The organism is Mucilaginibacter humi (assembly GCF_013087555.1).
Genome location: NZ_JABFCR010000035.1, coordinates 16,050 through 28,480 on the forward strand (window position 1 = coordinate 16,050; position 12,431 = coordinate 28,480).

The following is a 12,431-nucleotide window of genomic DNA, read 5'->3' on the forward strand; positions in this document are numbered from 1 at the left end:
GTGCATCTGTTTCAGGTACAGGTGTTACACCCGGTACGCCTGAAACAGCTGATACACCACGGTCCAATGGTGGTTTAAAACCTTTGGTCGCACTTAAAAATGCGGCCCTTTTTTGTTTTTATGGGCTGCAGATAAAAAAATCGTAAATTTCCTGTAACCAAATTTTTTTATCGGAGTTTACAGTACCATATATGATCACAATAAAAAAATAAACCGCATTGAACTCATTAACTGACAATGCGATAATGCTGAAGGTAAGGGACGGCGACCTTGACCGGATGGGGCTGCTTTTTGAGCGCTACCACCGGCAATTGTACCGCTTTCTTTACCACATGACCTATCAGCGCGAGGCCAGCGAAGATATGGTGCAGGTTATTTTTTATAAGATGATCAAATATCGCAACAGCTTTACCGGTACCGGCGAATTTGTGCACTGGATGTACACCATTGCGCGTAATGTGTTGAAAGACCGGGGGCGGCAAAAAAGCAGGTGCAAACGGGGATGAGTGTAGAAGAAATGGCCGACTGGCTGCCTGACGGCGTTAGCCTTGAACTGCAACTGGAAAAAAAGCAGGCCGCCGAAGGATTGCGCCGGGCGATGGAGCGACTTAATGCTGATGAGCGGGAAGTGTTAACGCTAAGTCGTTTCCGGGAATTAAAACACCAGGAAGTTGCGCAAATACTAAATATTAGTGAGGGCGCGGTAAAAGTGCGGGTGCACCGGGCCATACAGGAGTTAAAGAAGATATATATAAACGTAGAACGATAAACAGAAAAAAGATGAAGTGCGAGCAATATGAGGAACTGTTTACCGGCTGGATAAAGAAGGAGCTTAAACCGGCCGAAAGCGAAATGCTGGAGCAACACCTTGCCGGGTGCAGCGCCTGCCGCGAAGAGCTGGCAGCCGTGCGCCGGGTATGGGCCGATATGGACACAATTGAGATACCCGAACCATCTGCACATATGCAGATTAAGTTCCGAGCGATGCTGGATACGTATAAAGAAACTGAAGCCGACAAAAACAGGTTTTTGCGCGAGTTGAAAGATAAGCTGAATAACTTGTGGTACTGGCAGCCGAGGTTACCAATGGCTTATAGCCTGGTGATAGTTGCGGTTAGCTTTGCCTGCGGCTATTGGGTATTCAATACTGCTAAAGGCGCGCAGCAGGACAAACAGCTACAGGCATTAAGCGGACAGGTGCATGAACTAAAGCAAACCATGATGCTGGCGCTGATGGAAAACCCGTCAGCATCCGAAAGGATAAAGGGGGTAAGCTATACTACCGAGATAAAACATGTGGACAAACAGGTTATTGAGGCGCTTTTAGCGACATTAAATAACGACCCTAATGTAAACGTGCGGTTAAGTACACTTGACGCGCTGACCCATCTGGCCAATCATCCCGAAGTAAGAACAGGATTGATCCAGTCTATAACCACGCAGGATTCGCCGCTAATGCAATCGGCCATTGCAGATGTGATGTTGAAGCTGCAGGAAAAAAAATCAGTGCGCTTATTTAAAGAACTATTAAAACAAAAGAACACGGACAACGGTGTCAGGGACAAGATCAAGCAAACAATAAACAGTTTAATTTAACCAAACTTAGATTATGAAAGTATTAATATGGATCGCGCTGATAGCGGGATACGGGAGCTGTTTTGCCCAAAAAAGAGTAGACCGCGATAAGGATAAGCTACAGGCAAAGGAGCATATCAGTAAACAAATAACCTTACAGCAAGGCGCTGCAAACACTGTGTTTTCGTTGTATAACGTGTTTGGCAATATTAAGGTTGAGGGTTATAACGGCAATCAAATACAAATAGAGATAGATCAAACTATTATTGCTGATGACGCCGAGCAAATGGAGCTGGCTAAAAAAGAATTTAAATTAGGGTTCGATCAAAAAGCTGATTCGGTGATCGCATATACAGCTGCGCCGTATGATAGCCGCCCACATCGTTGGGATAGAAATCATAACAACGACGAGCGCAGGCATTATCATGTTAAATTGGAATATACGGTAAAAGTTCCCAACAATATTAACATCAATGTAGCTACCGTAAATGATGGCAATGTTGATGTGAAGGATGTATATGGAACGTTAAAAGTTAACAATGTAAATGGAGCCATAGCTATTGAAAACGCAAAAAACACCACCGATGCACGAACGATTAATGGCAACCTGATAGTTAGCTATTTAACCAACCCAACCCAGCCAAGCACTTATTATACACTAAACGGCAAATTGGAAGTAACCTACCAAACCAACACGGCAGCAAACCTGCAGTTTAAAAGCATGAACGGCCAGTTTTATACCGACTTTGAAAATACCGAGATACTGCCTACACAGGTGGTAAAAACCGAAACCAAAAAAGATAACAGCACAACGTATAAACTCAATAAAAACACCCAGATAAAAGTAGGTACCGGCGGCAAACTCTTTAAGTTTGAAACCCTCAACGGAAATATCTATATTAAAAAAGCTTAATTAATAACAAACAACATGAAAGCAATAAAAATTACAGGCATACTATTAATGGCGATGATGCTATCGATACAATTGATGGCTCAGGAAACGAAAGAACAATTGGTGGTGTCGCTAAGCGAACCGGGCAAACCTTATAAGTTAAATGTCGACTGGTAACGGGATCCATCATAGTGATAGCCTACGAAGGCAAAGACATCGTAATTGACGCACAGTCAGAGGGGCGTAAAGATAGGGGCGACAACCAAAATGGGATGAAACGGATCTCGACCAGCGGCGGTCTGGATGTTACCGCCCGACAAAAAAACAACGTGGTTGACGTAACAACAGGCTACGCCAACAAAAAGGTAACGCTTACAATTAAAGTACCCCAGGGGAACTAATAGCGTTAAACTACATACTGTGAATGGGGGTAATATAAATGCAAGTGATATCAGCGGTGATATTGAAGTAATAAATGTTAATGGCGGTATCAAATTAACCAACGTGGGCGGATCTGTAGTTGCCAATACTGTTAACGGGAATGTAATAGTTACGCTAAAGTCTATAGACCCTAAAGCTGCGATGGCATTTACCACACTTAATGGAAATGTTGATGTAACCTTCCCGCCAAGCCTTAGGGCAAACGTTAAACTAAGGTCGGACAGGGGCGAGATCTATACCGACTTTGATATGGCGGCTACTAAAGGCGCGGCGCCCAAAACCAATAAAACGGTTAAAGATGGCTTATATCATATCGAGATTGAAGATTGGGTAAATGGTACAATCGGCGGCGGCGGACCAGAGTTGCTGATGAAAAACATGAACGGTAATATTTACCTGCGTAAAGCAAAATAACTACAATCCTAATATTTCTCTAAGTAAACAAGGCCCCGATAATCCGGGGCCTTTGTTTTATATATATGTTATTATTAGGGGCAAATTCAATTTAATATTTTCCGGTGGGTTAAAAAGGGCCGAATGACTCTCGCAGTATTTCGGCCCTACATCTACCTATGAAAAACAACCCTTTTGGGAGGGTTATTTATACTTAGACAAACAGAATGCCAACTGTAACAGGCGCGTTACAATTGCGTAAAAGGAAACTTTTAACCTAAGAGGGAATTTTTTAATGTTGAAATTGTTCCCCAATTAGGGTGCATTTTACACTATTGATAACAGGGATAGTAAATAGAATGCTTAAATGCCGAAAGTGCCTTATTATTGTTAACCCGATATGTCTGTCAGCCTAAAATATCAATCGCTCAGACCCTTATCTACCCATAAATAAAAAACCTGAAACTATCCGCCTTAACCGTTGTTAGGAAATATATGGAATACAATGTATATCTGTTAGCAACCGATCCGAATAACCCTTGCCGCGATATTATTCATTCAAGAGACACCAACTTGAAGATACGGGTTCATTGCACGGATAATGACAGGTTTGAGCCCAATAATAATGAAATACAGTTATTTGGGTATGCGCGCGGCAAGCTATATGCTTTTGAGACAATTGATATATCTGCAGAGGATGCGCTGGATGTTGTAGGGGCTATACAATGGTATGCAGAGTATATTGAGTTTCCTGAAATGGAAATATTGCCCGAGGACCCACGCCCCGGGCATAGTGTTGCTATGTAATTTTAAACGTCAAGATTTGACAGGTAGTCCATATTGATTTTCATACTTGCCGCCGGCGACCCTGCCGGATATTCTTCCTGCTCAATAAAAAAGTATTTCATACCGGCATCTTTGCCTTGTTTAAGCAAGCCTTTAATATCTAACGAGCCATTTCCAAACTCAACGCTGTTTCTGCCTTTCATATCTTTTAAGTGCCATAACGGGAAACGGCCCGGGTATTCTTTAAAATAAGCAAGCGGGTCTTTACCGGCAGCAACCACCCAGCCCAGATCCATTTCCATTGAAACCAGCTCGGGGTCTGTATTTACCAATAGCACATCATACAATACCAATCCTCCGTCAACCTTAAATTCATAATCATGATTATGGTAGCCAAACTTTACACCTGCTTTTTGGCACTCTTCGCCGGCCTTGTTAAATCGTTCGGCTATTCTTTGATAGTTGGCTACGGTATCACCTGAATATGGAATGGTGGAACAAACCAGGTATTCCTGTCCTGATTCTGCAGCCTGATCAACGGTTTTTTGCCAGTTGGCATCAATTCCGCAATGCGCGCTACGCAAAGTCAGGCCCAGGTCCTTGCAGGTTTTCTTCATTTCGGTTGGCGTTAAACCATAAAACAGTCCCTTATTGCTTGCAGCAGACTCTATCTGTTTAATACCCAGGTCGGCTATAATTTTTAACGTGCCTTGCGGGTCTTTTAACATTTCTGGCGGAAAGTGTATAGCTGGATCCCAGCGTTTTTACCCCTTTAGGAGCAAGTTTATAAGATGATAGCAATACTGACCCGACAGCCAGTGCGCCCATGTTTTTGAGGAAATCTCTGCGTTTGTTCATGTTCTTGATTTATGCGTAAAATGTTTAATTAATCGTCACTAAAGCTTAAGGCCCGCAATGACAGCGGCGAGCCATTAAACACCGGTATAAGTCGGTTATACCAACACCGTCCGGAATATTTAGCCTCATGTTTTTATCATAAGCACCGGTATAGCTGCTAATTACTTTTCCTTGCGGCGAAGCTGCGCGTAACGCTATGGTTCCGCTGCCAATAGCGCCGCGACTTCCGGTTATAAATGTTATTTTCTTAATATCAGTAAGGTCTATATGGTTAAACTGTAACCACGCTCCCGCATTTTTAATTTGCGCAACGGTGCCGTCACCAGCCATATACAAATCATGCGATGCATTTGCTTTTGAAACCGGTAACACCGGCGCACTTAATACCAGTGTTTGCTCGCCGGTTTGTGCGGCTATTCCTTTCGAGCCACGATCGGTATAAGCAGCACGCAGTATAAAGCTGCCGGCTGTATTACTACCTTGGGGTACTATAGTGGTGTAAGTTCCGGTTACCGGCAGCGATTTTGCTTTTGCCGCAGGGTAACCCGGGCTTAATATGTATTGAACGATAGCCTTAGCATCAGCGTCGGCTAATGTTGGGTGGGCCGGCATCTGGGCATCGCCCCATACCCCTTGGCCGCCCGATATGATCTTTTTGGCCAAACGGTCCGTAGCTCCCGGATCACCTTTATATTTTAGGCCAACCTGCGTAAACGCCGGGCCCAATACCTTTTCGGTTACCGAATGGCAAGATTTGCAATCGCTCTTCGCAATAAGCGCCATTGCGCCGGCATATTGCGCACCGGCATCTGTAGCACCCTGCTTTGAGGCAATAGCCGTCATGTTATAACCCTCTGATAAATAGTTTGCGCTGATAGCCACACGCGATGGTAAAATGCGCTTGTTAGCCAAACTGCCGTCCTCTTTATCAACTACGCTTACATTATACGCAATGCTTTTGCCGGGGAAGAAAAAGCTTGAATTTCCTTTGGTCACATTAAACGTTATAACCGGCGGCTCATTGCCAGCCTTAACCTCAACTGCTTTGCTGTTAATAGCGCCTTTGGTATCGCTAACGGTTAACAGCGCCTTGTAAACACCCGGCGTGGTAAAAGTTATTGAAGGGTTAGCTTGCGCAATAGTTTTAAAAGGCGCGCCGTTTTTGGTGATCTTCCAGCTATAGGTTAATTTATCACCTTCATCATCATCTTTTGTTCCTGCTGATGAGAGATTAACCGTTAACGGCACAGTGCCGGCTATTTTACTGGCTGTTGCCTGTACCTGCGGTTTACGGTTGCCTCCATTATACTCTATGCGGATCAGCTCGGCCTCGGGGTTATCTTTAAAATAGCCGTTACCATATTCCAATATATACAGATCGCCGTTAGGCCCAAACTTCATATCAATTGGTCCGCGCAGTTTCTGGTTAGGCAGGAAACGCTCCATGCTAACATAATTACCATTATCATCAATGGTTACCACGTTTATCCAGCCTCGTACCCAATCAGTAATAAACCACTTGCCTTCATAATATGACGGGAACAAACGTGCTGCATTACCAAAATCAGCCGCGTGGAATATCGGCCCGCCTACCGCGCTGTTACCACCACTCTCCATTAACGGGAATTTGGTGCTTTGTTGTTTTGAATACCAGATAAAGGCCGGCGTTGTAGGTGGCAGGTCTTTAAGGCCGGTATTATTTGGCGATGTATTTACAGGGTGCTCGGGATCAAACAATGGCCCCGGCTCCTTAGTAGCAAAGTTATAATGATGATAAGGGAAGCTGTTGCCCACAAAATAAGGCCAGCCATAATTACCCGGTTTTTTTGCCTGGTTAAATTCGTCGTATGATTGTGGTCCGCGGTGCTCAAAATCATCCTGGCTGCCATCCGGGCCAACCTCGCCCCAATATAACCAGCCGGTTTTACTGTCAATAGTTAAGCGCCATGGGTTACGGTTGCCCATGGTATAGATCTCGGGACGCGTTAATGGCGTACCCGGTTTAAATAAATTTCCTTTAGGGATAGTATAGGTACCATTGGCTTCTGGGTGGATTCGCAGGATCTTTCCGCGCAGGTCATTGGTGTTGGATGAGCCTTTTTGCGAATCCCGGGTAAACATGCCCGGGCGTTCGTCTAACGGCGAGAATCCGTCGGATGCCCGCGAAAAAGTATTATCACCCGTACTTAAATATAAATTCTTGTTTTTATCGAACACCATACCTCCGCCAACGTGGCAGCACTCAAAACGCTGCACAGCAACATCAAGCACTTTCTTTTTGGATGAAATATTCAATGGGCCTTTTCCATCCCGGTATATCTTTCTAAACGGTTTACAGATTCATTACCTGCAGGAGCATAGTAAACATAGATAAAATGATTTTTATAAAAATCCGGATCAAGGATCACGCCCTGCAAACCATCCTCGGCTTCGCTAACCTCGCCTGTTTGGCTTACATACTTTGTACTTACAGAAAACTCATGGATGACGGATATTTTTTGGGTGACAGGGTTATATAACTTTAGTTTTCCCTTCCGTTCGGCATATAAAACCTTGCCATCCTTAAGGATCTGGAACTGCATAGGCTCTTCTATACGCTGAGCCAGTACTACTTTGGTAAAGCGGTTCTCGTCCGGCTTTTGTTGTGCCGAAGCGTTCAAAATCAATACGGCTGTTATCAAGCCTGATAGTAAAATGTGTTTACGCATAACAGTTGGTTAGTAAGATAGCAAGAAACTGAGCTGATTATTGAATAATTGGTGCCCAATGATACTATATTTTTACAAATTATCAAATTTGTTACACATAAATGATGTCATTTACCAACGTTTACGTAAATCATACTTAAACCAGCACCATACTTATACAATTTGATTTAAAGGATTTTTAATATAAGTTTGGGAAAGCCTACTTTAAACCAACAGAACCGAATCAACGGTTATCAAATGAAAACCAAAAATATCCTTATAGCCATAACGGCATTTTTACTAACTATACCTGTCTTTGCGCAAAAACAGAAAGGGTTTAATGCAACAACCGCCAACGCCGATCCGCAGATGGCCAGTCATTTTAAAACCCCGCCCCATATCGCACGCCCCCGGGTTTTCTGGATGTGGCTGCGGGTGAATACCAGCAAGGAAGCCATTACAAAGGACCGGAAGAAATGCACGCCAAAGGTATTGAAGGCGCTATCTTATACGAAAGCGGTACCGGCAGCGAGCTAAGCTCGACTTTGGCTACCATGGTATTAAAAGACAAGAAATATATTTTTACCCCAACTAAGGATTTTGCCGGCGCTTACATGAACGAGCTGCCAACAGCGCACCTGCAACCATGGGATAATCGTGTACGCGAACTATTTAGATTTGCCGCAAAAGAGGCTGGTCGATTAGGCGTAAAGCTGGTTCTAAGCGTTGGGTTGGCGGGCACATCAGGCCCTATCCCCGCCGAGTATGGGCAGCAGCGGATGTTGTGGTCTGAAAAGAATATTGAAGGCGGTACAACCTTCAACGAGATATTGCCCGAACCAAACGAAACTGTTTCGGCAACTTATTTGCCGTCAGCAGCCATTGCCGCGGATTATAAAAGAAAGTCGGCACGGCAATCGCAAAATTTAAAGACACCGAAATTTATAGGGCATAACATTGCTGTTTTAGCCGTCTCACAAAATGGTGCCGTTATAAATGTTTCTGATAAGATGGATACCGACGGTCGCCTGCGTTGGGATGTCCCCGCAGGGAAATGGAAGATCCTGCGCTTTGCTTACCAGCCCACCAACAAAGGAGATGTATGGGGATTATTTACCGATGGCATGAGCGCAGAAGCACTGGATACCACGTGGAGCCACACCATTGGCCGGATGCTGAAGGAAATGACGCCCGAAGAAAAAAAAGGACTAACCGGTATTGAAGACGATAGCTGGGAAGGCGGCGAAACCACCGGACCCGGCTGTTTCCGCAAAAGTTTAAAGAATTGCGCAATTATGATTTGATATCAAGGCTGCCAGCGCTTGTTGGGATAACCGTTGGCGATTCGGTGCAATCAGAAGGGATCCGCCGCGACTATTACCGCACCATCGCCGACCTCATCGCCAAAAATCATTACGGGCGATTGAAAGAGCTAGCGAATAAAAATGGGTTGATCAGCTATTCAGAAGCATCAGGGCCAAACTCGGCGCAATTGGATGGCATGAAAAATTCAAGTAAAGTTGATGTTGCCATGGGCGAGTTTTGGATCCCGTCGGTACACCGCCCTACCCCCGAGAGGCGTTTTCTATTACGAAACACAGCGAATGCTAATCATATCTATGGCAAATTGTTAACGCCATGTGAGGCATTTACCTCCGTCGGTCCGCATTGGGAAGAAACCTTTTTTGACCTAAAGAATGTTGCCGACCAGGCATTTTGCGATGGGACAAATTCAATAGTGTTCCATAATTTCAGTCATTCGTCATCAGTTACCGGCAAGCCCGGTTTTGTTTACTTTGCCGGCACGCACTACAGCCGCAACGTAACCTGGTGGGAGCAAACACCCGCATTTAATGCCTATGTTGGTCGCTGCTCGTATATGCTGCAACAAGGTCTGTTTGTTGCTGATGCGCTTTATTTTGTTGGCGATGGCATAGGCCATGGCGAACCGCAGAAGACCCAGCCATCGCTACCTGCTCCGGGGTACGATCATGATAATTTAAACCTTGATGCGCTGCTTACCCGTGTCAGTGTAAAAAATGAACGCTTTGTATTGCCCGACGGCATGAGCTATAAAATACTGGTAATGCCGGCCCATGCCAAAATTGCGCCGCAGGCGCTTGATAAAATTGCATCGTTGGTGGCTGCTGGTGGTGTGGTTGTTGGTCCGCGGCCCGAAGGCATTGCAGGGTTGACCATTAACCCGACAGAAACAACAAGGCTGGAAAAAGTAATAGCCATGCTTTGGGATAAATCAAAGCCAAAGCATGTTGTAACCGACCGTACTGCCGCAGAAGTATTGAGCGATTTATCTATAGCGCCTGATTTTAGCTATACCGGCCTGAGCGACGCGGGTGATATCGACTGGATCCATCGAAAAGCAGGTAATCAGGATATTTATTTTATCGCCAGCCGCTGGGATGCCGGGGAAAAAATCAATGCCACGTTCCGCGTAAGCGGCAAACAACCCGAGATCTGGAACCCTGTTACGGGCGAAACGCGGCCTGCCACAGCATTTACACAAGCCAATGGTTTAACTACTGTTCCGTTGGAGTTTGATCCGCGGGGATCGGTGTTTATAGTGTTTCGTAAATCCATCGCCACGAAAACACAGGGTAAGGTAAGATCGAATTATCCCATCCTCCTTAACACAACGATCTTAACCGGTGGCTGGGACCTGCATTTTGATCCTAAATGGGGTGGCCCGGCTAATTTACATATCGATTCATTAATAGACTGGACAAAGTTTGACGATTATAACATCAGGCATTACTCGGGCACGGCTGTATACAATAAAACATTTACAATCGATAAGCGATCCGCTGGCAAAAAACTAATACTTGATTTGGGCGAAGTGCATGAAGAAGCCGTGGTGAAAGTAAACGGCGTTAACCCGGGCGTGGTATGGACAAGACCCGCACAGGTAGACATTACCCAAGCGGCGCATCATGGCATAAACAAACTGGAAATTACAGTAGTGAACTTATGGCCCAACCGCCTGATAGGCGATGAGCCGCTGCCGATAGAAAAGCGCTTTACGCTAACAAATATGCATAAGTTTAATAAGGACACGCCGCTGTATCCGTCGGGGTTGATTGGGCCCGTTAAGATTCAGGAAGCTAAATAGTGAATTTGCTGAACGCTGTTTTGAGAAGCTAATAAAAGGAGTAATTACCACCCGCTGTTTTACCTACAATTGCATTGTTTAAAATATGTTAATACATTAGCGTAAACCACCAATTATAATTCCTGATGAAATGGATAAAATCTCTTATAGGGTTAATATCGCTATGTATATTCCAGCCGGCATTGGCTCAAAACAGCATTAGTCTTAAATCGCCTGATGGTAATATCCGCTTCGCGTTTATATTAACGAAAGAAAAACCGCTATACCGGGTTAGCTACAAGGGCAAGGCGCTGATCAATAAGTCGGCGCTGGGTTTAATGCTCAGAGACAGCGGCAATTTTGTGTCGGATCTGAAAATGTTGAAACCCGTTTATAAAGCCGGTAATGAGCAGTATGATTTGGTGGTGGGTAAAACTAAACATGTTATCAGTAATTACCGCGAAGTTATTATCCCGCTGGTTGAAAGTGGCGCGGCAAAGCGGATGATAAATATTGTGGTGCGTGTGTTTAATGATGGGTTAGCTTTTCGATATGAGTTTCCACAGCAAAAAAATTGGAACGCTTATACCTTAACCGACGAGAACAGCGAGTTTAACATTGCCGGATATCCGCAACTGCGCGCCCTCAGCTTTAAAAACTATACCAGCAGCCACGAAGGGTTATATGAAAAAATGCCATTAAATGCACTTAAGGAAGAGGCGTTAGTAGACATGCCTGCGCTGCTTGAGTTCCCCAACAAAACCTATATGGCTATTACCGAAGCCAGTCTGCGCGATTATGCCGGAATGTATTTAGGCAAACATGGTGATGGACTTATAAGCAAACTTTCGCCATTGCCCGGGCAAACGGAAATAAAGGTAAAAGCTATTATCCCGCACCATACGCCATGGCGGGTAATGATGATAAGCGACAGGATAGGCGATCTGATAGAATCGAATATCCTTACAAACTTAAATGAGCCGCCTAAACAGAAAGACTATTCGTGGCTGAAAACGGGTAAAACTTCGTTCCACTGGTGGAATGGAGATGTTGTTCCTGATACTTCATTTACCCCCGGGGCTAACTTCGAAACCAATAAGTACTATATTGATTTTTGCGCACGTAACCATATCGAATACCATTCAGTAATAGGTTATGGCGGCTTTTCATGGTATCCTACCAATTGGGCAGGCTATGGCAGCCCGGGGACTTATTCTGATGTAACTAAATCGGTGGCCTCCCCGGATATGCAAAAGATCTGCGATTATGCCAAAAGCAAGGGCGTAAATATACACGTTTGGGTAAACTGGCACGCGCTTTACCCACAGTTAGAAGCTGCCTTTACACAGTTTGAAAAATGGGGCATTAAAGGTATGATGGTAGATTTCTGGACCGCGACGACCAACAGATGGTAAAGATTCAGGAGGAGATATTGCAAAGAGCCGGGGCTCACCATTTGTTCATCCAGTTCCATGGCGCATATAAGCCAATCGGCCGACGGTTCGCCGGCCTTGCATCGACAAACGAGAACTGTTGCAGCATATACGGCGGCGACCAACCGCCAGATAATGCGGAGTGTTTAACTCCCCCGCCAGCGCCTGGCTATCAGCGCTTCGACGAGTGTCCCATCTGCGGCATTCTTTAGGTCAGAACAACTCAGTACGTGGCGTTAACTATTTGCCATAGATATGAT

At 44.9% G+C, this 12,431-nt stretch carries 13 protein-coding genes and 2 pseudogenes; 12 read left to right on the forward strand and 3 right to left on the reverse strand.

Annotated elements, in window-relative coordinates; genetic code table 11:
- Nucleotides 1-218 precede the first annotated feature (218 nt).
- From HK413_RS19725 to HK413_RS08585, 8 genes and pseudogenes are all read left to right on the forward strand, one after another.
- Entirely contained in the window at nt 219-506 is a 288-nt protein-coding gene (locus tag HK413_RS19725) for an RNA polymerase sigma factor (protein WP_217452182.1), read from the forward strand.
- The gene (locus HK413_RS19730; protein ID WP_217452183.1) at nt 503-769 is read left to right on the forward strand and encodes an RNA polymerase sigma factor; all 267 of its coding nucleotides are present in this window, start codon (nt 503-505) and stop codon (nt 767-769) included. The genes HK413_RS19725 and HK413_RS19730 overlap by 4 nt, the downstream gene beginning before the upstream one ends.
- Before the next feature lie 11 nt (nt 770-780).
- The gene (locus HK413_RS08570; RefSeq protein ID WP_175269885.1) at nt 781-1,596 is read left to right on the forward strand and encodes a zf-HC2 domain-containing protein; all 816 of its coding nucleotides are present in this window, start codon (nt 781-783) and stop codon (nt 1,594-1,596) included.
- A 13-nt stretch (nt 1,597-1,609) separates the two neighbouring features.
- Nucleotides 1,610-2,488: a DUF4097 family beta strand repeat-containing protein gene (locus tag HK413_RS08575; RefSeq protein ID WP_175269886.1), complete on the forward strand. Its 879-nt coding sequence runs from the start codon at nt 1,610-1,612 to the stop codon at nt 2,486-2,488.
- Nucleotides 2,489-2,503: 15 nt separating this feature from the next.
- A complete protein-coding gene (locus tag HK413_RS15195) occupies nt 2,504-2,644 on the forward strand; it encodes a hypothetical protein (RefSeq protein WP_217452184.1) in 141 nt (46 codons plus the stop codon).
- Between the two features lie 14 nt (nt 2,645-2,658).
- A complete protein-coding gene (locus tag HK413_RS15200; RefSeq protein WP_217452185.1) occupies nt 2,659-2,868 on the forward strand; it encodes a hypothetical protein in 210 nt (69 codons plus the stop codon).
- 16 nt (nt 2,869-2,884) lie between these two features.
- Nucleotides 2,885-3,322: pseudogene (locus tag HK413_RS15205) on the forward strand (DUF4097 family beta strand repeat-containing protein); the annotation flags it as partial.
- 474 nt (nt 3,323-3,796) lie between these two features.
- The gene (locus tag HK413_RS08585; protein ID WP_175269887.1) at nt 3,797-4,108 is read left to right on the forward strand and encodes a hypothetical protein; all 312 of its coding nucleotides are present in this window, start codon (nt 3,797-3,799) and stop codon (nt 4,106-4,108) included.
- 2 nt (nt 4,109-4,110) lie between these two features.
- Here the strand turns inward: HK413_RS08585 and HK413_RS08590 are convergent, their stop codons facing one another.
- From HK413_RS08590 to HK413_RS19740, 3 genes are all read right to left on the reverse strand, one after another.
- Complete coding sequence (locus tag HK413_RS08590) at nt 4,111-4,815, reverse strand: sugar phosphate isomerase/epimerase family protein (RefSeq protein ID WP_175269888.1); 705 nt, start codon at nt 4,813-4,815, stop codon at nt 4,111-4,113.
- Nucleotides 4,816-4,990: 175 nt separating this feature from the next.
- Nucleotides 4,991-7,240, reverse strand: coding sequence for a PQQ-dependent sugar dehydrogenase (locus tag HK413_RS19735; RefSeq protein WP_175269889.1), 2,250 nt, complete (start codon nt 7,238-7,240; stop codon nt 4,991-4,993).
- Nucleotides 7,237-7,653, reverse strand: a complete 417-nt coding sequence (locus HK413_RS19740) for a PQQ-dependent sugar dehydrogenase (protein WP_175269890.1) — start codon at nt 7,651-7,653, stop codon at nt 7,237-7,239. Before HK413_RS19740 ends, HK413_RS19735 begins: the two co-directional genes overlap by 4 nt.
- A gap of 237 nt (nt 7,654-7,890) precedes the next feature.
- Between HK413_RS19740 and HK413_RS08605 the strand changes: the two genes are divergently transcribed.
- The 4 genes and pseudogenes from HK413_RS08605 to HK413_RS08620 all read left to right on the forward strand — a co-directional run bounded on the left by HK413_RS08605 (nt 7,891) and on the right by HK413_RS08620 (nt 12,383).
- Nucleotides 7,891-8,169, forward strand: coding sequence for a hypothetical protein (locus HK413_RS08605; protein ID WP_175269891.1), 279 nt, complete (start codon nt 7,891-7,893; stop codon nt 8,167-8,169).
- Complete coding sequence (locus HK413_RS19745) at nt 8,109-8,936, forward strand: glycosyl hydrolase (protein WP_175269892.1); 828 nt, start codon at nt 8,109-8,111, stop codon at nt 8,934-8,936. The genes HK413_RS08605 and HK413_RS19745 overlap by 61 nt, the downstream gene beginning before the upstream one ends.
- Nucleotides 8,918-10,759, forward strand: coding sequence for a glycosyl hydrolase (locus tag HK413_RS19750; RefSeq protein WP_175269893.1), 1,842 nt, complete (start codon nt 8,918-8,920; stop codon nt 10,757-10,759). The genes HK413_RS19745 and HK413_RS19750 overlap by 19 nt, the downstream gene beginning before the upstream one ends.
- A gap of 125 nt (nt 10,760-10,884) precedes the next feature.
- Nucleotides 10,885-12,383 (forward strand): annotated as a pseudogene (locus tag HK413_RS08620) (glycoside hydrolase family 97 N-terminal domain-containing protein).
- The last annotated feature ends 48 nt before the right edge of the window (nt 12,384-12,431 follow it).